The sequence below is a fragment of the Terrabacter tumescens genome (assembly GCF_014646815.1).
Lineage (GTDB): Bacteria > Actinomycetota > Actinomycetes > Actinomycetales > Dermatophilaceae > Terrabacter > Terrabacter tumescens.
Window position 1 is genome coordinate 568,700 of record NZ_BMNZ01000004.1, and the last position, 20,867, is coordinate 589,566.

At 71.8% G+C, this 20,867-nt stretch carries 13 protein-coding genes; 5 read left to right on the forward strand and 8 right to left on the reverse strand.

The features are described 5' to 3' along the window. Positions 1 to 74 precede the first annotated feature (74 nt). From IEY30_RS13005 to IEY30_RS13035, 7 genes are all read right to left on the reverse strand, one after another. Entirely contained in the window at positions 75 to 998 is a 924-nt protein-coding gene (locus IEY30_RS13005; protein ID WP_030196892.1) for a carbon-nitrogen hydrolase family protein, read from the reverse strand. 2 nt (positions 999 to 1,000) lie between these two features. Beyond that, positions 1,001 to 1,651 carry an SRPBCC family protein gene (locus IEY30_RS13010; RefSeq protein ID WP_030196895.1) on the reverse strand — a complete coding sequence of 217 codons (651 nt, stop codon included), beginning with the start codon at positions 1,649 to 1,651 and terminating at the stop codon, positions 1,001 to 1,003. Further along, a complete protein-coding gene (gene cutA, locus IEY30_RS13015) occupies positions 1,648 to 4,080 on the reverse strand; it encodes an aerobic carbon-monoxide dehydrogenase large subunit (protein ID WP_030196898.1) in 2,433 nt (810 codons plus the stop codon). The genes IEY30_RS13010 and cutA overlap by 4 nt, the downstream gene beginning before the upstream one ends. Further along, complete coding sequence (locus IEY30_RS13020; protein WP_030196901.1) at positions 4,077 to 4,628, reverse strand: (2Fe-2S)-binding protein; 552 nt, start codon at positions 4,626 to 4,628, stop codon at positions 4,077 to 4,079. The genes cutA and IEY30_RS13020 overlap by 4 nt, the downstream gene beginning before the upstream one ends. Beyond that, the gene (locus IEY30_RS13025; RefSeq protein ID WP_030196904.1) at positions 4,621 to 5,589 is read right to left on the reverse strand and encodes an FAD binding domain-containing protein; all 969 of its coding nucleotides are present in this window, start codon (positions 5,587 to 5,589) and stop codon (positions 4,621 to 4,623) included. Before IEY30_RS13025 ends, IEY30_RS13020 begins: the two co-directional genes overlap by 8 nt. 148 nt (positions 5,590 to 5,737) lie before the next feature. Next, positions 5,738 to 7,225 (reverse strand): uracil-xanthine permease family protein, encoded by a 1,488-nt coding sequence (locus IEY30_RS13030; RefSeq protein WP_030196907.1) that lies wholly within the window; start codon positions 7,223 to 7,225, stop codon positions 5,738 to 5,740. Positions 7,226 to 7,610: 385 nt separating this feature from the next. Continuing rightward, positions 7,611 to 9,338, reverse strand: coding sequence for a helix-turn-helix domain-containing protein (locus IEY30_RS13035; protein WP_229674980.1), 1,728 nt, complete (start codon positions 9,336 to 9,338; stop codon positions 7,611 to 7,613). 175 nt (positions 9,339 to 9,513) lie between these two features. On the opposite strand from IEY30_RS13035, the gene IEY30_RS13040 reads away from it, so the two are divergent. Both IEY30_RS13040 and IEY30_RS13045 read left to right on the forward strand, forming a co-directional pair. Next, positions 9,514 to 10,470, forward strand: coding sequence for an oxamate carbamoyltransferase subunit AllH family protein (locus tag IEY30_RS13040; RefSeq protein ID WP_043416523.1), 957 nt, complete (start codon positions 9,514 to 9,516; stop codon positions 10,468 to 10,470). After that, the gene (locus tag IEY30_RS13045; protein ID WP_030196914.1) at positions 10,463 to 13,477 is read left to right on the forward strand and encodes a bifunctional FdrA/YlbE family protein; all 3,015 of its coding nucleotides are present in this window, start codon (positions 10,463 to 10,465) and stop codon (positions 13,475 to 13,477) included. Before IEY30_RS13040 ends, IEY30_RS13045 begins: the two co-directional genes overlap by 8 nt. Before the next feature lie 218 nt (positions 13,478 to 13,695). On the opposite strand, the gene IEY30_RS13050 is transcribed toward IEY30_RS13045, so the two are convergent. After that, positions 13,696 to 14,724: a putative endonuclease domain-containing protein gene (locus IEY30_RS13050; protein ID WP_229674981.1), complete on the reverse strand. Its 1,029-nt coding sequence runs from the start codon at positions 14,722 to 14,724 to the stop codon at positions 13,696 to 13,698. 377 nt (positions 14,725 to 15,101) lie between these two features. Here IEY30_RS13050 and IEY30_RS13055 point away from each other — a divergent pair, with 377 nt between their 5' ends. The 3 genes from IEY30_RS13055 (at position 15,102) to IEY30_RS13065 (ending at position 20,686) form a co-directional block, all read left to right on the forward strand. Further along, positions 15,102 to 17,033 (forward strand): ABC transporter ATP-binding protein, encoded by a 1,932-nt coding sequence (locus IEY30_RS13055; RefSeq protein WP_030196920.1) that lies wholly within the window; start codon positions 15,102 to 15,104, stop codon positions 17,031 to 17,033. Further along, positions 17,030 to 19,036 carry an ABC transporter ATP-binding protein gene (locus tag IEY30_RS13060; protein ID WP_081920420.1) on the forward strand — a complete coding sequence of 669 codons (2,007 nt, stop codon included), beginning with the start codon at positions 17,030 to 17,032 and terminating at the stop codon, positions 19,034 to 19,036. The genes IEY30_RS13055 and IEY30_RS13060 overlap by 4 nt, the downstream gene beginning before the upstream one ends. Positions 19,037 to 19,402: 366 nt before the next feature. Further along, on the forward strand, positions 19,403 to 20,686 hold the full coding sequence (locus IEY30_RS13065; protein ID WP_052358469.1) for an NAD(P)/FAD-dependent oxidoreductase: 1,284 nt from the start codon (positions 19,403 to 19,405) through the stop codon (positions 20,684 to 20,686). Positions 20,687 to 20,867 lie beyond the last annotated feature (181 nt).

A 20,867-nucleotide genomic window follows, 5' to 3' on the forward strand; every position in this document is an offset into this window, starting at 1 on the left:
CGACACACCGTGCGACACGCCGGTCAGGCAGCACTCGGTCGACCAACGGTCGTCGGTCGGCAGACCCGCGTCGGTCAGCCGGCGTCTCCGCGGTGGATCGGGGCGTGGGGGAACGACGTCTCCGCGGCGCCCTCGAGCTCGGCCCGGTGGTTGCGGATGAGGTCGAGGTTGCGGTCGCGCAGGTGGTCGAAGGCCTGCCCGACGTTGGAGCCGGGCGTCAGCGACGAGAGCGCCTCGGCCGGGTCGAGCCGCGCCGTCACCCAGCCCGGGTGCGTCGCGGCCTTGGCCACGATGTGCCCGATCGGGGTCACGATGTGCGAGTTGCCGAAGTACAGCACCCCGGCCGGGTCGGCGCCGACGGCGTTGGCGCCGATGACGTAGACGTGGTTGTCGTAGGCGCGCGCCCGCGACGTGAGGTCCCAGATGTCGGCCGAGCGCAGCAGCGCCGAGGGTCGGCAGATGACCTCGGCCCCCTGCACCGCCTGGATCCGCGACAGCTCGGGATAGTCGCCGTCGAAGCAGATGATCATGCCGATGCGACCGAGCTCGGTGTCGCACACCGTGACGGTGTCGCCCGGGGTGACCCACCCACCGCCGCTGACGATCTCGAAGCAGAACGGGTGCGTCTTGCGGTAGGTGCCGAGCAGGTCGCCCGACGGGCCGATGAGCACCGAGGAGTTGTAGACGACGCCCCGCTCGGGCCCACGCTCGTAGGTCCCGAAGCAGACGTGCACGCCGAGCTCGCGGGCCACGGCCTGGATCGGCTCGATCATCGCGCCGGGCAGCTCGGTGACGAGGTCCCAGAGCTCCTCCTTGGAGCAGCCGGGGGTGAAGCCGGTGCTCGCCGTCTCGGGCAGCACCACGAGCTCGGCGCCCGTGGCCTCGACGCACCGGCGCGTCATCTCGACGCAGGTCTCGAGGTTGGTCCGGATCGTCTCGGCACTGAGCGGAGCCGGCACGGGAGCGACCTGCACGGCCGCGGCGGTGAACGCGCGCATCGTCAGCCCTTCCGTCCGACGGCCCAGCCGACGACGACGCCGACGAGCGCGACCACGCCGCCCGTGACGACGCCGAGGGCGAAGTCGCGCCCGGCGAACGGGCCTGCGGGAGTGGGCCGGCCGGCATACGACACGGGCGCAGGGGCACCACTGGGTATGCCGGGTGCCGCGGTCACCGGGACGGGTGCGGGAGCGCTCGGGGCCGCGACGCGGACGCCCGAGATGTCGGCGTCGACAGCCGAGAAGAACTGGCCCGCCATCTTCTTCGTGACGCCGGCGAGCATCCGCTGGCCCACGCCGCCGATGACGCCACCGACGGACGCGTCGGCGTCGTAGGTGAGGTCGGTGCCGCCGCCGTTGGAGGGGGCGAGGCGCACGACGACGTCGGCGTCCACGGTGCCCGGCGCGCCGGCACCTGAGGCCTTCATCGTGAAGGAGTCCGGGTGCTGCGGGTCGCGCAGCGAGACCTCGCCGTCGTAGGTGCCCTTGATGGCGGCGACGCCCGCCGTGACGGTCATCGCGTAGTGGTCGGGGCCGAGCTCGGTGAGGCGCTCGCAGCCCGGCAGGCAGCGCGCGAGCACGGCCGGGTCGTGGAAGGCGTCCCACACCTGCTGCGGGTCGGCCGCGAGAGTGGCGGATCCGGTGATCTTCATGCGGACGGCTCCTTCGATGACGTGCGTGAGAGGCGGTGCAGGGACGGGATCTCGCCGTCGGCGTGGCGGCGGCGCAGCTCCCAGAGCTCGTAGGGCGAGATCGGCATGCGGGTGATCGGGAAGCCCTCGGCGTCCTCGATGGCCGAGGCGATGACGGCGGTGACCGGGATGCAGCCCGCCTCGCCGGCGCCCTTGATGCCCAAGGGGTTCAGCGGGCTGGGCGTCTCGAGGTGGTCGGCCTCGATCGTCGGCACCTCGGAGGCGTAGGGCATGAGGAAGTCCATGTACGAGGCGTTGAGCAGCTGACCCGACTCGTCGTAGGCCATCCGCTCGTAGAGCGCGCCGCCGACGCCCTGGGCCACCCCGCCGTGGACCTGGCCCTCGACGATCATCGGGTTGATCATCGTGCCGCAGTCGTGGATGACGCAGTAGCGCAGGATCTTGATCTCGGCGGTGACCGGGTCGGTCTCGACGATCGCCGCGTGCATGCCGTTGGCGAAGGTGGCCTGGGTGGGGGAGTAGAAGCCCTTGCCCTCCAGGCCCGGCTCCTCGCCCTCGGCGACCGGCGGCTTGTCGGGGTCGAAGGTGCCGGCGAACTGGGTTGCGGCCTTGGCCGCCTCATCGAACGCGTAGCGCAGCGGGTTGGACAGCACCGACACCGTGCCGAGGCTCATCGACGTCGCCGGCGCACCCTTGACGCGCACCGTGCCCTCGACGATCTCGAGGTCGTCGGGCGACACCTCGAGAGCATCCGCGGCGATGCGCAGGGCCTTCTCGCGCACCTTGCGGGCGCCGAGGGCGATGGCGCTGCCGCTCATGACCGCGGCTCGCGACGCGAAGGTGCCCACGGCATACGCCATCTTGCGGGTGTCGCCCGTCGTGACGTGGACGTCCTCCATCCGCACGCCGAGCTCCTGCGCGACGATCTGCGCGAAGACGGTCTCGTGGCCCTGGCCCTGGGAGGTCAGGCCGGTCGACACGTTGACGCGGCCGCTCGTCTCGATCTGGATGTGGCCGCCCTCGTAGGGGCCGACGCCGGTCCCCTCGACGTAGCAGCCGATCCCGAGCCCGACCTTGCGGCCCTCGGCCTCGGCGGCGCGGCGGTAGTCGGCGAAGTCGTCCCAGCCGACGAGCTCCTTGAGCTTGGCGAGACTCGCCGGGAAGTCGCCCGAGTCGTACTTGAGCGGGCGGCCGTCCTGGAAGAGCAGGCCGTGGTCCCAAGGCATCTCGGTGGGGAGGATGAAGTTGCGCGACCGGACCTCGGCGCGGTCGAGGCCGAGCTCGTCGGCGATCGCGTCCATCGTGCGCTCCATGGCGAAGCAGCCCTGCGGACGCCCCGCGCCCCGGTAGGGCGTCACGAGGACGGTGTTCGTGTAGAGCGACCAGAACTCGCAGCGGTAGGTGCCCGGCTTGTAGGGCCCCAGCAGCTGGGTCGACGTGATGATCGGGACGATGATGCCGTAGGGGGTGTAGGCGCCGTTGTCGTGCCAGAACTTCACGTCGAGCGCGAGCAGGTGGCCCTCGTCGTCGAACGCGACGGTGACGCGCTGGAGCTGGCCGCGCTCGTGGGCCGAGGAGATGAAGTGCTCGCGGCGGTCCTCGGCCCACTTGACGGGCCGTCCGAGCAGGCGCGCCGCCCAGGGGACGAGCACCTCCTCCGGCCACGGGTGCATGATCTTGACGCCGAAGCCGCCGCCCACGTCGGGCGCGATGCACTCGACCTTGGCCAGCGGCAGCTCGAGCCGAGCGGCGACCGCGGCGCGGACGCCGGTGGAGGTCTGCGTGGAGGAGTACATCCGCAGCTCGCCGCGCTCGGTGTCCCAGCGGGCGTAGACGCCCTTGCCCTCCATCGGCATGCAGGCGCTGCGCTCGATGTCGAGGTCGAGCGTCAGGGTGTGCGGCGCGGCGGCCATGGCCGCGTCGACGTCGCCGACCTCCTGGAGCATGTGCGCCGCGACGTTGCCCGGCACGTCGTCGTGGACGAGCAGGTCGCCGTCGCGCGCCGTCTCGATGCCGACGACGACGGGCAGCTGCTCGTAGCTGACGCGGATGCGCTGGCAGGCGTCTTCGGCGACGTAGCGGTCGGTCGCGACGACCATGACGACGGCCTCACCGACGTGGTTGACCTGGTCCTTGGCGAGGGCGTAGCCCGTGCGCCCGTGGGTCAGGGTCGGGTGTGGGATGAGCAGGGGCATGGGCTCGCCGACGCTGCGGGGCAGGTCCTCGTGGACGTAGATGCCGACGACGCCCTCGACGTCGATGGCGTCCGACGCGTCGATGTCGACGATGCGCGCGTGGGCGTGCGGGCTGCGCACGAAGGCCGCGGCGAGGGCGTCGTGGCCGAGGTCGTCGAGGTAGCGGCCACCGCCGGTGACCAGGCGCGGGTCCTCCTTGCGCCTGATCGGCGCGCCGAACATCTGGGTCGTCATGACTGCTCCTCGCCCGACGCGCCGCCGGCGCGCTCGGCCTTGATCTCGGCGGCGCGGAGGACGCTCTTGACGATGTTCTGATAGCCCGTGCAGCGGCACAGGTTGCCCGAGATCGCCTCTCGCGCCTCCTCGCTCGTCGGCGACGGGTTCTCCTCCAGGTAGGCCGTGACCGTCGTGAGGAAGCCCGGGGTGCAGAAGCCGCACTGGAGGCCGTGGCACTCGGCGAAGGCCTGCTGGACCGGGTTCATCGACTCACCGGTCGGGGCCACGCGGGCGTCCGGCGCCGAGCAGAGCCCCTCGACCGTCGTGATCGCGTGGTCCTGGGCCGTCACGGCGAACATCAGGCACGAGCGCATCGGCTGGCCGTCGACGAGGACGGTGCAGGCGCCGCAGACGCCGTGCTCGCAGCCGACGTGGGTGCCGGTCAGCTCGAGGTCGTGGCGGAGGAAGTCCGACAGCAGGCGGCGCGCGGGCACGGCGGCCGAGTGGCGCACGCCGTTGACCGTGACCGTCACGTCGTGGAGGGTCTCGCTCGTCGTCTCAGTCATCGCTGGCTCCTTCTCCACCGAACGCAGCGTTCGGTGTCGAACTCAGTGTTGTAACAGCGCTTTCGCGATCGAACGCTGCGTTCGGCGCGGTCGTGGCGCGGTCGGCGGCTTGGGGGAGGACCCGGCGGGTCAGCTCCGTGACGAGCATGCGCCGGTAGTCGGCGCTGGCGTGGATGTCGCCCTCGGGGTCGACGTGGTCGCGCACCGCCTCGGCAGCGTCGTCGAGGGCAGAGGCCCACGCGCCCGACCCCGGCTCGACGCCACCGAGCGCCGGCCCCAGGTCGAGCACCGAGGGCACGTCGGTGACGGAGACGAACGAGGCGCGGGCGCCCGAGACGACGCCGTCCGTGACGGTCACCGTCACCCCGACGCCGGCCATGGCGTAGTCGCCGTGGCGGCGCGCGGCTTCGGTGAACGCGGTCCCGGTGCCGGCAGGGAGGCGGCCGAATCGCACTGCCACGGCAAGCTCCTCGGCGGCGAGCGAGGTCTCCAGCGCGCCGAGGAAGAAGTCGGACCAGGCGATCTCGCGCGACCCGGTCGGGCCCGCGACCTCGACGACGCCGTCGGTCAGCGCGAGGATCGCGGGCATCTCGCCGGCCGCGTCGGCGTGCGCGATGGAGCCGACGGTCGTGCCGCGGTTGCGGATGGCGGGGTGGGCGACGTTGACGAGCGCCTGGCGCAGGAGGGGGAGGGCGGCATACGCACTCTCGGAGCGCTCGAGGCCGGCGTGGCGCACGAGGGCGCCCACGCGTACGGCATCGGGCGTCACCTCGACGGTGTCGAGCCCGGCCACGCGGTTGATGTCGACCAGGTGGGCCGGTGACGCGAGGCGCATGTTGAGGATCGGGATGAGGCTCTGACCGCCGGCGAGGACCTTGCCGTCGTGACCGACCTCGGTGAGGACGGCGACGGCCTGCTCGACGGTGAGCGGTGCGTGGTGCTCGAAGGGGGCGGGCTTCACCGAACCGATCCTGCCTTCCGACCCCCGGTGGGGACTAGTGATCGTTGTGAATCGCTGCACGTGGGCTTTTGGCAACTTCTGCCCTGAACGACCGTGGGCCCCCGATCCGAGATCGGAGGCCCACGGGCCGGTGCTCAGGTGCGCTGGTTCAGCGGCGGCGCAGGTCCGGTCCGCCGGGGTGGTCCTGGTAGAGGTCGTCGATGCCGTCGGCGTCGCCGTAGTCCCCTTCCCGTTCGCCCAGCGAGATCATCGTGCCTCCTGCTGCGTCGGCGCGTTCACGCAGGTCGGCCGGAGCGAGGGCGCGGGCCACGTGGAAGGCCACGACGGCCACGATCGTGCCGAGCGCGATGCCGCCGAGCGAGAAGTCCGAGCTGAAGACGAGCGACACGTTGCCGATGCCGATGACGATGCCCGCTGCGACCGGGACGAGGTTGATCGGGTTGCCGAAGTCGACCCCGTTCTCCTTCCAGATCTTCGCGCCCAGCAGGCCGATCATGCCGTAGAGCACGACGGTGATGCCGCCGAGGACGCCGCCCGGGACCGAGGCGACGAGCGCGCCGAACTTCGGCGACAGGCCGAAGACGATCGCGACGATCGCCGCCACGTAGTAGGCAGCCGTCGAGTAGACGCGGGTGGCGGCCATGACACCGATGTTCTCGGCATACGTCGTCGTCGGCGAGCCGCCGACGGAGCTCGCGATGACGGTGCCGACACCGTCGGCGGCGATGGCGCGGCCCATGTACGGGTCGAGGTTCGTCTTCGTCATCTCGGCGACGGCCTTGACGTGGCCGGTGTTCTCGGCGATGAGGGCGATGACGGCCGGGAGCACGAGCAGGATCGCGGCGACCGAGAACGACGGCGCGTGGATGCCGACGATCTCCTTGCCGTCGGCGCCCGTCGTCGTCGACGGCGGGAGGCCGAACCACGGCTGGCTCGCGAGGTTGTCGAAGTTCGTGCGGAAGTGCGTCGTGATCTTGCCGGCGCCCGCGTCGTACGACGTGATCTGGCCGAACATCTTGTCGAAGAGCCACGAGATCACGTAGCCGAAGATGAGCGCGAGGAACACCGCGATGCGGCTGACGAAGCCCTTGAAGGCCACGGCGCAGATGATGGTGAACGTCATGACGAGCAGCGCCACCCACTGGTCCTGGGGCCAGTAGATGTTGGCCACGACCGGCGCGAGGTTGAAGCCGATGAGCATGACGACCGCACCGGTCACGACCGGCGGCAGCACCTTGTGCAGCACCGACGAGCCGAGGAAGTGGATCGCCACGCCGACGAGCGCCAGGACGAGGCCGGCGACGAGGATCGCGCCGGTCACCTGCTGCGAGGTGCCGCCCTGCGCCCGGATGGCCGCGACGGCACCGACGAAGCTCGCCGACGTGCCGAGGTAGCTCGGGACCTTGCCGTTCACGATCAGCAGGAAGCAGATCGTCGCGATGCCGCTCATCATGATCGCGAGTTGCGCGTTGAGGCCCATGATCAGGGGGAAGACGAACGTCGCACCGAACATCGCGACGACGTGCTGCGCACCGAGACCGATCGTCTTGCCCCACGACAGCCGTTCGTCAGGTGCGACGACGTCGTCGGGGCCCATCGTCTTGCCGTCCCCGTGCAGTTTCCAGCCCAAAGCCATTCCGACTCCTATGGTTGCCACATGCGGTGATGTGGGTCACGTCCCAGACCGGGATGGCCGAAAACTACTCCCACCTCAGGGGATTGCGTTCGTCAAACGTTGATACACGCCGACGGAACCCCTCTGGCATGTCATGACGTATGCCGTGTGGCGCGGCCGTCCGCCCCGCGCACGTCGGTCCGTGGCACGACAGCTTTGCCGGGGCGGGGTTGTCGGGGTGGGGTAGGTGAGTGGGCCGCAACAAGTCCGCCGGGGCGGGGTTCTCGGGGTGGGGTAGCGGGTGAGGGCCGCAACAAGTCCGCCGGGGCGGAGGTTTCGGGGGCGCGGCGGTGGTGGGGCCGCATCAAGTCCGCCGGGGCGGGGTTGTCGGGGGCGCGGTGGAGCGTCAGATGCCGCGCATCTGGTGGATCTTGAGCGCGAGGGCGAGCGTCAGGCGCAGGTCGGGGTCGGTGGTGAACGGGCCGAGGATCTTCTCGAGCTTGCCGATGCGGTAGCGCAGCGTGTTGTAGTGGAAGAAGAGCAGGCGCGCGGTCTCGGCGACGTTCATGTTCGTGTCGATGAGGATGCTCAGGGTCTGGCGCAGCCCGGCGTACTCTGGCGAGTCGTCGGTGGCGAGCTCGCGCAGCGACTCGTGGACGAAGCGGCGCAGGTCGGCGCCGTCGGGGATGAGCGCGAGCAGGCGGTAGATCCCGAGCCCGTCGACGTGGGTGAGCGCACCGTCGCCGTGCATCTGCCGGCCGACGGTGACGGCCGACAGGGCCTCGTCGTATGCGTGGGGCAGGCCCGCGGCGGACGTGATCGGCCGCGAGACCCCCGCCGAGAACGACCGACGGCCGCCGCCGCCGTCACCGCGCACGACGCGGACGTACTCGCCGACGATCCGCATGATCTGGTCGGTCTCCGCCTCGGCCGGGACGCCGATGAGCGCGACGACCTCGCGGCTGAATCCCATGACGGGAGAGCGGGCGTCGCGCACCGCCACGGCATGCGTCCAGGCCCGGGCGAAGCGCTGCTGGAGGAAGCGGACCTCGTCGGCGTCGCGCGTCGAGCGGTCGTCGTCCTCGTCCGTCTCGGCCACGACGACGACCATGGGGCGGTCGATGTCCCAGCCGAGCGAGCTCGCGTGGGCGACGGCGTCGACGGGCGATCCGGCGCGGCCGGCGAGGGCGTCGCGGAGGAACTCGGCGCGGTACTTGCTCTCCACCGCCGAGACCGCCTGGTCCTTGGTGATGGCGAGGGCCGCGACCGTCGCGGCGCGCTCGAGCAGGCGCACGTCGTCGACCGTCAGGTGCCGGTGGCTGCAGAAGGCCATGAGGACGCCGTGGTCGAGGTGCCCGGCGACGATGCGCACGGCGGAGCGGTTGGCCGTCGGGCCGTCGGGGCGCGGGCCCATCGGCTCGGCCTCGGTGAGCAGGCGGCCGGTGCGGTCGAAGCACTCGAGCGACAGCGCGTGGTCGAGCTCGCGCTGCGACCCGGCGCGGGCGATGACGCGGCCGTCGGTCGTCGTCACCATCGCGGCACCGTCGAGGAAGCCGACGACCTGCTCGCAGAGGTCGTCGAGCGACCCGCCGGCGAGGACGATCTGCACGAGGGCGCGGTCGGCGTCCTCGAGCCGGCGCAGGATCGCGGTCTGGTGCTCGAGGATCGCGCTCAGCACCTCGGTGGTGAAGGTGGCGATGTGGTCCAGCGGCACGTCGATCAGGGGGAGCCCGGTCGACTCGGCGGCAGCCACGAGGGCCGCGAGCGGACCGCCGCTGAGGCCGGACACGACGAGCCCGGCGGACCCGGAGGCGTCGAGGGTCGCGATGACCTCGCCGATCGTGGCGGCGTCGCCGTCCTGGTCCGCGAGGGCGGCTGCATCGGCGAGGACCAGCCGGTGGGTCAGGCGGGCGCCGCTGCGGGCGTCACGCACCGCCGAGCGCAGCTGCGTCGTGCTGTCGACGCTGACGTCGAGGCGCGGCGGCTCGGCGCGGACGACGCCGTGGGCCGTCGCGGCGAGGCCGGCAATGAGACGCAGGGAGATGCCGGACACCTCGGGCTCGGGGTCGCCGGGACTCGTCGCCGCTGGCAAGTCACCCTCGGACAGAGGCACATCGTTGGCAACTTTCACCATGAGCGCACCATACCCACCGTCGGTAGCGTCACCGCAACGGTCCGGTCCGTGGTCCTGGGCGGCCCCGTCCGGTCCCGACGGTCGCCCGGCCGGGCACTCGACCGAGCGACCGACCGGGACGAGCGGGACGGCATACGACACCGGTCTGACGGGTCGCGCGACACAGGAGGTGCGGATGGGTGCAGGTCTCGACCTGACGCTGCTGCCCGCCGCCGTGTCGCCGCTCGTCGCGGGCGAGGTGGCCGGGGCTGCCCGGCGGTGTCGCGTGCTCGCGGCGTTCCCCACGTGTCTCTATGTCGGGCTCGGCACGCACGAGCGGGTGCTTGCGGTCCTCGCCTCGGACGCGGTCGCGCTGCCGATCGGTCTGCGCCTGGCGCTGCCGTCCACCGAGATCCGTTGGGGCGTCGAGCCCGGCGACCTCGTCGTCGTGGGGGAGGGGCGCGTCCGCCTGCCTCGTGCCGACGTCGTGGCCGCCCGGCTGTCGCGGCCGTCCCCGGTGCGCCCGCTGCCGCGCGGTGCGGGCGTCGCTGCGCTTCCCGAGCCGGGACTCCTCGGCGACCTCGCCCACGACCTCACGACCGCCGCGCTCGCGGTCCGCCCTGTCGACCCGGGCGTGCGTGGCTTGATCGGCGTCGGGCGAGGGCTGACCCCGAGCGGCGACGACGCGCTCTGCGGCGTGCTGCTGACGCTCTCGGCCGTCGACCGGCCGGAGGCGCGCGCCGCCCTCTCGTCGGTGCGCACCGCGGTCCGCCAGGTGCTGCCGTGGACGACGAGCCTGTCCGCTGCCCTGCTCGTCGCTGCCGGGACGGGGTATGCCGTCCCGGACGTCGCCCGCCTCGTCACCCTCGTCGTCGGGGCCGGGTCAACCGACCGGCACGACGGGCCGGAAACCGGCTCACGGGCCGGTTCGGCCGGTTCGGTCCGGTCGACTGACCCGTCGGACGGGGCGATCCTCTCCCTCGTCGACCGGGTGCTCGCCATCGGGCACTCCTCGGGTCGCGACCTGCTGTCCGGCGTCAGCGGCGCCCTGCGTGCCGTCGACGCCCTCCCGTCCGTCTCCGCAACCACACCCCGACCAACACCCCGACCAACACCCCGACCAACACCCCACGAAGGAGCCCACCGTGGCTGACCACGTCGAGCTGAGAACCGGTGCCTACCTGGACTCGGTGACCCTGATGCAGGTCTCACGCACCGTCGCCGCTGCCCCCGGGGTCGAGGCGGCGCAGGTCGCCATGGCGACCGAGCTCAACCTCGAGGTCATCCGGGGGATGGGCTTCGACGTGCCGGAGTCGGCGCCCAACGACCTCGTGGTCGCGATCCGCGGCGACGGGGCCGGCATCGCTGCCGGGCTGGCTGCGCTGGAGGGTGCCCTCACGCAGAACCGTTCTGCGGCAAGCGGTTCCGGCGGTTTCGGTGAGGCGCCGGCGGCGCGGACGCTCGGTGGCGCGATCCGGCTCTCGGGGGCGGACCTCGCGCTCGTGTCGGTGCCCGGTGAGCACGCCGCGACCGAGGCGCTCGACGCCGTGCGGGCCGGTGTGTCGGTCATGGTCTTCAGCGACAACGTGCCCGTCGAGGACGAGGTGCGGCTCAAGGATGCCGCCGCCGCAGCCGACGTCCTCGTCATGGGGCCGGACTGCGGCACCGCCGTCGTCGGCGGCGTCGCGCTGGGCTTCGCCAACGTCGTGCGGCCCGGCTCGGTGGGGCTCGTCGCCGCCTCCGGCACCGGCGCGCAGCAGGTCATGTGCCTGCTCGACGCCGCGGGCGTGGGCATCAGCCACTGCCTCGGCGTCGGGGGCCGCGACCTGAGCTCGGCCGTCGCCGCCCGCTCGACTAAGCAGGCGCTCGCCGCGCTCGCGGCCGACCCGGAGACCACGTCGATCATCGTCGTGTCCAAGCCGCCCGCTCCCGAGGTCCTCGCCGACCTGGAGTCGTATGCCGCCACCCTGGGCAAGCCGGTCCACTGGGCCACGCTGGGGGCCGGTCGACCCGACCTGACCGCCGCGGTCGAGGCGGCGCTGGCCGCCACCGGTCACGACGTGCCCGAGACCTGGCAGACGTGGCGGCCCGGCGTCTCCGACGACGACTGGTCAGAGCTCACGGTCGAGGGGCGGTTCGCTGCCGTGAAGGGGGGCTCGCTGCGCGGGCTCTTCTGCGGTGGCACCCTCGCCGACGAGGCCATGCTCGTTGCCGGCGAGGTGCTCGGCGACATCAGGTCCAACATCCCGCTGCGCCCCGAGCTCGCCCTCGGCGCCGACCTGACCGACCCCGGGCACGTGGTCATCGACTTCGGCGACGACACGATGACCGTCGGCCGCGCGCACCCGATGATCGACCCCTCCCTGAGGCTCGAGCGGATCGCGGTCGAAGCCGCCGACCCGACGTGCGGCGTGCTGCTCCTCGACCTCGTGCTCGGCCACGGCGCCCATGCGCACCCCGCGCCCGAGCTCGCCGACGCGATCCGTGCAGCACGTGAGGCGGCTGCCGCCGACGGCCGTCACCTCGACGTCGTCGTCTCCCTGACCGGCTCCGAGGGCGACCCCCAGGGCCTCGAGCAGAGCGCCGCGCGCCTCGTCCAGGCCGGTGCCGTCGTCATGCTGTCCAACGCTGCCGCCACGCGCGCAGCCGTGCGCCTGCTCGGCCACCACGTCACGGAGCCGTCACGCGCGACGAGCGAGACGGCATACGCGAACGAGCCTGCGGCCCAGGCGAGTGCTGGCGACGAACCGCTCCACGGACTCCTCGGCCACGAGGTCTCCGTCGCAGCCGCCGGTGTGTCGCTCTTCCCGGATGCCCTTCGGGCACAAGCGGTCCCGGTCACCGAGGTCGCGTGGCAGCCGCCGATGGCAGCCACCGCCGGCGACCTCGGGCGCGTCCTCGCCGACCCCCGGCGGGACGCCGCCAACGCCGAGGCGCTGCGCCGGATGACGGCTGCCGGGGCCGACCTCGTCGACGTGCGTCCCGCGCACGAGGCGCTGGGGCTCGAGCGCGGCACCTTCCTGCACGCCGGGCCGCCGATCGAGTTCGCCCGCGCCTCAGGGCCGCTCAAGGGTGCGCTGATCGGCGCGATGCTCTTCGAGGGCCTCGCCGAGACGGCCGAGGAGGCCGAGGCCAAGCTCGAGAAGGGTGACGGCATCACGCTCGAGCCGTGCCACCACCGCGACGCCGTCGGCCCGATGGCCGGCGTCATCAGCCCGTCGATGTGGGTCTACGAGCTGCGCGACGAGGTGCACGACAACACGTCGTGGTGCTCGCTCAACGAGGGGCTCGGCAAGGTGCTGCGCTACGGCGCCTACGGGCCCGAGGTCATCGACCGGCTGCGGTGGATGAACACCGTCCTCGGCCCGATCCTCCAGCAGGCCGTCCGTGCCCTAGTCGAGCAGCAGGGGTCGATCGACATCAAGGCGATCATCGCCCAGATGCTCCAGATGGGCGACGAGGGCCACAACCGCAACCGTGCCGGCTCCCTCATGCTCCTGCGCGAGCTGCTCCCGACCATGATCACGGCCGACGCGTCGTCGACGGACATCGCCGAGGCGGTGCGCTTCTCCGGCGCCAACGAGCACTTCTTCCTCAACCTCGGCATGCCGGCCTGCAAGCTGAGCACCCTTGCCGCTCATGGCATCCCGGGCTCCTCCGTGGTGACGACGATGGCGCGCAATGGCACCGACTTCGGCATCCGGGTCTCGGGCACCGGCGACCAGTGGTTCATCGGGCCGGCCAACACGCCGGAGGGACTCTTCCTCGGGTCCTACGGCCCCGACGACGCGAACCCCGACATCGGCGACTCCGCCATCACCGAGACGGCCGGCATCGGCGGCTTCGCGATGGCAGCGGCCCCGGCGATCGTGAAGTTCGTCGGCGGCGACGTGCCGTTCGCGCTGCGGGCCACGCAGAGGATGTACGAGATCACGGTGGGGGAGCACACGGCCTATCAGGTGCCGATCCTCGAGTTCCGCGGCACGCCGACCGGCATCGACGTCACGTCGGTGGCGAGGACCGGCATCCTGCCCCAGATCAACACCGGCATGGCCGGGCGCGTGGCCGGCACCGGACAGGTCGGCGCCGGTCTCGTGACGCCCCCGGAGCAGTGCTTCACCCAGGCCCTCGCCGCCCTCGCCGGAGCCGCCCAGCACTAGCCGTCCCCAATCGAGTGCCCACTTCTCAACGTGAGCAAGTGAGCGCTCAACCATCGAGTGCCCACGTCTCGACGTCGCGTCGTATGCCGTCAGCGCCCGTCCCGTTCGAGTGCCCACTTCTCGACGTGGCCAAGTGGGCACTCGACTATCGAGTGCTCACTTCTCGACGTGGGCAAGTGGGCACTCGACCAGGGAGTGCCGACTCCGCCGAGCCCGTCTCACGGGGCCGGCTCAAGCGGTCCGAGAGCGCCAGCGGTCGTGCGGGCGATGGCCTCATCGATCGCGTGACGCGAGAAGAAGTGCGGGTCAGTGTCTTGAAGCGTCAAAGACGATTCAGGAACGCCGAGCTCGGTGGCGAACCGGCGGATGGCGGACCAGCGCGCTTGGGTGGTGGCAAGGTCCGTGGCCCAGAGCTCGATGACCACCCAGCCGTCTCTCTCGAAGCGTCGGCGCCGGATCGCGTCGTGGGCCCTCTGCTCGTCGCTCGAGTGGAACTCAGCGCCTTGGTACTCGCCGATGACCCGAACCTCCCGGCCACTCGGGAGGCGAAACTCCCACACCAGGTCGCCGTATCCGAGGATGAGGTCCTCGTTCCAGGAGGCAGGGATGGGCCGGTTCAGTGCAGGCCCAGGAAGGCCTGCACGCACGAGCATGATTCGGGCTTGAGTTTCGCGAGGGGACCAGGAGCCGACCCGAATCAGTTCGAGCGCTTCGGTCAAGAGGGCCTTCCCCCGGGGACGGACGCGTCGTGCAAGCGCCCGGTTCAGGGGTTCCACGCCCTCGAGTGCGGTAGCGCAGGCGTCACCGATGACGATGGCATCGTCGAGACCCAAAGGTTTGCCTCGTCCCGCGAGCTCGCCCAGGTCCACCCACGTGTCCGCGAGGCCGACGACGGGCAAGCCGTGAGTCGTCGTCACCGCCCGGGCGTGGACCGCGCGATGACCGACCACATTCGCTCGACGCAGATGGGGCGCGTCGATGGGTCGGATGACGTGGAGGCGGTCGTCCGCCTCCAGCGCGTAGGACAGCGGTAGGCCGTGAAGGGCTGCTGCCGTGGTGTGCGAGAAGGAGGCGTTGTCCGGCAGCGCACACCGAAGCGCCTGACACTGCTCCACGATCCCGGTTGGTGGGCTGAGGCAGCGAACGCCGCGAAAGGGTCGATCCAGCATCGCTAGTTGTCGGTCGGTCCAGCCGAGGGCTCGACCTTGAGCGACGGTGAAGGGGACGTCCGGAACTGGGAGGGCCATGCGTCCCACGGTGCCGATTAGGTGACGGCCATGGTGGTCGAGCCTCCGACCGGTGGATGATCGCGTCCATTTCCGGGTGGCTGTGGACAGCGTCCGGTCGACGTGACCTTCGACTCCTCGTCAGGAATCGAGCACTCGACGGGATCGGGGTGGCGACACACCGGAGATGGTGCCGGCCGGTGGGCACTCGACGTGCGGTGGCGTCGGGAAGTGGGCACTCGACGTGGGGTGGCGTCGGGAAGTGGGCACTCGACGTTGGGGTGGCGTCGGGAAGTGGGCACTCGACAGGGGCGGCGCAGCCACGATCTCAGCTCTGCGCGAATCGGGCAGAAAATGGGTGGGGTCCTGTCGGCGCACCCACCTAGGGTGGACAGGCCATGCGAGACTTTCCGCCCGAGATTCGGGCCTACACCGACCGCGGCGCCGACGCGCCCGACACCCGCTCGCCGCGGGCCTTCCTCTGGTGGATGGTGCGGCAGAACGGCGTGCTGTTCTGGGTGGGCCTGCTCGTCGCGCTGATCTGGATGGTGCCGCAGACCGTCGGCCCGTGGATGGTGGGTCGCGCGATCGACACCGGCATCGTCACCGGCGACTCGTCCGCCACCACCCGCTGGCTCGTCGCCCTCGCCGTGGTGACGGTGTTCGGCGCGGCGAGCGGCATCGCCTTCCACACGGTGATCGTCCGCGAGTGGCTCATCGCTCTCTACGGCACGACGAAGCTCGTCACGCGCAAGGCGCTCCAGCTCGGACACGTCCTGACCCGGCGCACGCCGACGGGCGAGGTGCTCTCGGTCTCGGGCAGCGACGGCGACCAGTTCGGCGCGCTCATGGAGATCACGACGCGCGCCATCTCGCAGTTGGCCGCCTACCTCGTCGTGGCCGCGATCGTGCTCAGCACCTCGGTGCGCATGGGTGTCCTCGTGCTCGTCTCGGCCCCTCTGCTCGTGCTCCTCGGCACGCCGCTGCTCCGGCCGATGCAGCGCTGGCAGGGCGTCGAGCGCTCGCGCAACTCGGAGCTGACGTCGATGGCCACCGACATCGTCGGCGGACTCCGCATCCTGCGTGGCATCGGCGGCGAGGAGACCTTCGGCGGCAACTACGCCGGCCAGTCCCAGCGAGTGCGCCAGTCGGGCGTCGCCGCCGGGCGGTGGCTCGCGGCGGTCGAGTCCGTCGGCGTCCTGCTCTCGGGCGGGTTCGTCGTGGCCCTGATGTGGCTCGGCACGCGTGAGGTCGCCCAGGGGCGCCTCACCGTCGGGCAGCTCGTCAGCTTCCTCGGCTACGGCCTCTTCCTCATCCAGCCGATGCGCACCTTCGTCGAGTTCGCCCAGAAGTGGACCCGCTCGGTCGTCTCGGCGCGCAAGGCGATCGCCGTCTTCTCCCAGCGTGCGCCGTGGGTGCACCCCGACGAGCCGGCCACGCTCGACACCGGTGCCGAGATCGTCGACAGCGAGTCCGGGGTGACCATCCGCCCGGGCAGCCTGACGATGGTCGTCTCGGCCGTGCCCGACGACTCCGCCGCTCTGGCCGACCGTCTCGGCCGCTACCTCCCGAGCGAGGAGGGGGCGCTCGTCAGCGACGAGATCCCCGAGGACATGAAGGGCCGCGCAGCGCGTCGCGAGCGGTCGGCCCGCGCCCAGGCCCGCGAGGAGCAGGCCCGTCGGGACGAGGAGCGCGCCCGCCAGCCGTGGGGCGTCACGGTCGGCGGCGTCGACCTCTCCCGCGTCCCGCTCGATGACGTACGCCGTCACATCCTCGTGAGTGACACCGCACCACAGGTGTTCGCGGGGACGCTGCGCGCGGCCGTCGACCCGCTCGGACGGTTGACTCGCGAGCAGGCCGAGCGGGCGCTGCACACCGCGGCGGCCGACGACGTCTTCGACGCGCTGCCGGGTGGCTGGCAGGGCGAGCTCGAGGAGCGCGGTCGCGGCCTGTCCGGCGGTCAGCGCCAGAGGCTCGTGCTCATGCGCGCCCTGGCCGCCGACCCCGAGGTCCTCGTCCTCGTCGAGCCGACGTCCGCCGTCGACGCCCACACCGAGGCCCGCATCGCCGCCCGTCTCGGCGAGCACCGGGCCGGACGCACCACGGTCGTCATGACGGCCTCGCCCCTGCTGCTCCACCACGCCGACGAGATCATCCTCCTCGAGGACGGCGTGGCCACCGCCCGTGGGAGGCACGCCGACCTGCTGACGGACTCGGCGGCATACCGCTCGGTGGTCGTGCGCGGGGACGCCGACGCGACCATCGACCTGACCACAGACCCCAGCACCGACCCGACCGCCCTGCCGAACCTGTCCGAGGAGTCCCGATGAGCCGCGCCGACAGCACGGTCGACACGGCCGGCGGCCTCAGCGCCCCGGGCGGGGTCTCGCTGCTGCCCGACGAGCTGGCCGCCGAGTCAGCGCGCACGTGGGACGCGGTCACCCAGGCGCCGGCCGTCCCCGACGAGCTGCGCCCGCCGGAGTCCGCGTCGCCGGGTGAGCGCGTCAGCGCCCTGCACCGACGTCACCTGCTGCGTGAGCGTCGGGCGCAGGAGTTCGTCGCCGACACGATGAACGCCCGCACCGGCCTGCCCATCGCCGACAATCGTCGCGTCGTCCGGTTCATCGGCGAGCTGCTCTCGCAGGAGCGGCTCCTCGTCGTCGCAGTCGTCGTCGCCAACGCGCTGGCGGCGACCGCCGGCCTGCTCGTCCCGCGCCTGCTCGGCGAGCTCGTCGACTCCACGGTCGCCGACGTGCAGGCGGGCCGTGTCGACGCGGCGCTCGCCGGGGCCAACTCGGCCGCGCTCGTCGTCGCCGGGCTCGTCCTCGTCCAGAGCGCGTTCACCCTGGCCGCGAAGTTCTCCTCGACGGTCCTGGGCCAGAGCGTCCTCGCCTCTGCGCGCGAGTACATCGTCCGGGCGATCCTGCGCCTGCCGCTGTCCCGCGTCGAGAGCGCCAGCTCCGGCGACCTCGTCACGCGTGTCACCCGTGACGTCGGCACGATGAGCGAGAGCGTGCGCTGGGCCCTGCCCGAGGCGATCATCGCGAGCATCACCGTCGTGCTGACGCTCGTCGCCATGGTCAGCAACTCGCCCATGCTCTCCGTCCCGTCGATCGTGCTGATGGGCCTCGCGCTGTTCCAGGTGCGCCGCTACCTGCTGCGGGCGGGGAAGGGCTACCTCACCGAGGGCGGCACCTACTCGCGCATCAACACCACGCTCACCGAGACCGTCGAGGGAGCGCGCACCGTGGAGGCGCTCGGGCTCGCCGGCCGCCGTCTGCGTCGCGGCGACGACGACATCGAGGTCTCCGGTCAGGCCGAGCGCTACACGATGACTCTGCGCAACCTGCTCTTCGTCGTCATGGACATCGCCTTCAGCCTGCCGCGCGTGCTCGTCCTGCTGCTCGGGGCGATCGGGTATGCCGAGGGCTGGGCCACGCTCGGACAGATCACGACCGCGATCCTCTACACCGAGGCGCTCTGGGGCCCGTTCGACATGCTCGTGCACACGGTCGACCGCGTGCAGGTGGGCATCGCCTCGACGACCCGTCTGCTCGGCATCGCGACGGTGCCGCCCGACCGCGAGGCGGGCGAGGACCGGCCGACCGGACCCGAGCTCGTCGGCACCGACCTGCGCTACGCCTACCGCGCCGAGCACGACGTGCTGCACGGCATCGACCTCGACCTCAGCACCGGTGAACGGCTCGCGATCGTCGGTCCGAGTGGCTCGGGCAAGTCGACGCTGGGGCGTCTGCTGTCGGGCATCCACGGTCCCCGCACCGGCTCGGTCACGGTCGGCGGGGTCGAGCTGACGTCGCTGCCGCTCGACCAGCTGCGCACCGAGGTCGCGCTCGTGACTCAGGAGCACCACGTGTTCATCGGCTCGGTGCGCGACAACGTCGTGCTGGCCCGGGAGGGCTCGACCGACGAGCAGGTGCGCGAGGCGCTGCGCGCGGTCGACGCCCTCCACTGGGTCGAGCGGCTGCCCGACGGCCTAGACACCAAGCTCGGGTCGGGCCACCAGGTGCTGACGCCGGGGCGCGCGCAGCAGATCGCGCTCGCGCGGCTCATCCTCGCCGACCCGCACACGATCGTCCTCGACGAGGCGACCTCGCTCATCGACCCGCGCACGGCGCGTCACCTCGAGGGGTCGATGAACGCGCTGCTCACGGGCCGCACGGTCGTCGCGATCGCGCACCGGCTGCACACCGCGCACGACGCCGACCGGATCGCGGTCGTCATCGACGGACGGGTCGCCGAGCTCGGCAGCCACGGCGAGCTCGTCGCCCGTGACGGGGAGTATGCCGCCCTCTGGCGAGCCTGGACCTCCTAGCCACCAGGACCGCGACCAGCCCCGCGCGACACACCTTCGTCGAGTGCTCAGTTCCGAACGCCGAGTTCTCGTCGAGTGCCCAGTTCCCAACGTCGGGAACTGGGCACTCGAGTGCGGGATGGGCGTCGGGAACTGGGCACTCGAGTGCGGGATGGGCGTCGGGAACTGGGCACTCGAGTGCGGGATGGGCGTCGGGAAGTGGGCACTCGACTGTTGGGTGGCGTCGGAAACTGGGCACTCGACGGTGGGGGCGTCGGGAACTGGGCACTCGACTGGGGGTGGGCGTCGGGAACTGGGCACTCGACTGGGGGTGGGCGTCGGGTGGCGGGTCTCGACGGGCGGGGGCTCGCGTGTGAAGGTGTGGACATGAGCGACGCGAGCGACACGAGCACGGACACGACCGGGCAGCGGGAGCGGGAGCGCACGGCATACGTCATCGTCGGTGGCGGACTGGCTGCGGCCAAGGCCATCGAGGGCATCCGCGAGAGCGACACGGAGGGCGCGATCGTCCTCGTCGCCGAGGAGGACCGGCTGCCCTACGAGCGGCCGCCGCTGTCCAAGGCGGTGCTCAAGGGCGAGGACGAGATGGAGACCGCGTACACCCACGACCGCGACTGGTACTCCGACCAGCACGTCGAGCTGCGCCTCGGCACGCCGGCCACGTCCCTCGACGCCGAGCAGCACGCGCTGACCCTCGCCGACGGCCAGTCCCTCTCCTACGACAAGCTGCTCCTCGCCACGGGCTCGTCGGCCCGCGCCCTCGACGTGCCGGGCGCTGACCTCGACGGAGTGCTCTACCTCCGCGAGATGCAGGAGTCCGAGGCGCTCAAGGCGCGCTTCAAGGACGGCGCCCGGATCGTCATCGTCGGCGCCGGCTGGATCGGTCTCGAGGTCGCCGCGGCGGCACGCGACGCCGGCTGCGCCGTCACCGTCATCGAGCCGCAGGCCGCGCCGCTGCTCGGTGTCATGGGCGAGCAGGTCGGGGGCTGGTTCGCCGACCTCCACCGTGGCCACGGCGTCGAGTTCCGCTTCGGTGAGGGCGTCGAGCGCATCGAGGGCGAGACGGCGGTGACCGGCGTCGTCACGAAGTCCGGCGACACGCTGCCGGCCGACGTCGTCGTCGTCGGCGTCGGCATCACCCCGAACACCGGGCTGGCGGAGGGCGCAGGCATCCCGACAGAGAACGGCATCGTCACGGACTCCTCGTTGCGCACCTTCGTGGACGGCGTGTGGGCGGCCGGCGACGTCGCGAACTGGCGCAGCGTCACCCTCGGCACCAACGTCCGGGTCGAGCACTGGGCCAACGCCAACGACGGTGGCCTCGCGGCCGGCCGCTCGATGGCCGGCCAGGACGTCACCTACGACCCGATCCCGTTCTTCTTCTCCGACCAGTACGACATCGGGCTGGAGTACGCCGGCTACGTCCCCCGCGGGAGCGACGCCGAGGTGCTGCTGCGCGGCGAGCCGTCGAGCAACGAGTTCATGGCCTTCTGGGTCGTGCCCGAAAGGAAGGGCGTGCGCGTGCTGGCCGGCATGCACGTCAACGTCTGGGACACCATCGACGACGTGCAGCGCCTGGTGCGCGACCGCACCGTCGTCGACCGGGACCGCCTCGCCGACCCGAAGGTCCCGCTCGGCGACTTGACCTGACCGGCCCTCGCGACGCGCCACGACGCGCCGCGACGCGACCCACCGACCACGACCCACCGACCACGACCCACCGACCACGACCCACCGACCACGACCCACCGACCACGACCCACCGACCACGACCCACCGACCACGACCCACCGACCACGACCCACCGACCACGACCCACCGACCACGACCC

Excerpts from the sequence above, each read along its gene's own strand:
- IEY30_RS13030 (WP_030196907.1), bottom strand. The coding sequence starts at position 7,225 with ATGGCTTTGGGCTGGAAACTGCACGGGGACGGCAAGACGATGGGCCCC.
- IEY30_RS13055 (WP_030196920.1), top strand. The coding sequence starts at position 15,102 with ATGCGAGACTTTCCGCCCGAGATTCGGGCCTACACCGACCGCGGCGCC.
- IEY30_RS13040 (WP_043416523.1), top strand. The coding sequence starts at position 9,514 with ATGGGTGCAGGTCTCGACCTGACGCTGCTGCCCGCCGCCGTGTCGCCG.
- IEY30_RS13060 (WP_081920420.1), top strand. The coding sequence starts at position 17,030 with ATGAGCCGCGCCGACAGCACGGTCGACACGGCCGGCGGCCTCAGCGCC.
- IEY30_RS13035 (WP_229674980.1), bottom strand. The coding sequence starts at position 9,338 with ATGGTGAAAGTTGCCAACGATGTGCCTCTGTCCGAGGGTGACTTGCCA.
- IEY30_RS13065 (WP_052358469.1), top strand. The coding sequence starts at position 19,403 with ATGAGCGACGCGAGCGACACGAGCACGGACACGACCGGGCAGCGGGAG.
- IEY30_RS13005 (WP_030196892.1), bottom strand. The coding sequence starts at position 998 with ATGCGCGCGTTCACCGCCGCGGCCGTGCAGGTCGCTCCCGTGCCGGCT.
- IEY30_RS13020 (WP_030196901.1), bottom strand. The coding sequence starts at position 4,628 with ATGACTGAGACGACGAGCGAGACCCTCCACGACGTGACGGTCACGGTC.
- cutA (WP_030196898.1), bottom strand. The coding sequence starts at position 4,080 with ATGACGACCCAGATGTTCGGCGCGCCGATCAGGCGCAAGGAGGACCCG.
- IEY30_RS13050 (WP_229674981.1), bottom strand. The coding sequence starts at position 14,724 with ATGGCCCTCCCAGTTCCGGACGTCCCCTTCACCGTCGCTCAAGGTCGA.
- IEY30_RS13010 (WP_030196895.1), bottom strand. The coding sequence starts at position 1,651 with ATGAAGATCACCGGATCCGCCACTCTCGCGGCCGACCCGCAGCAGGTG.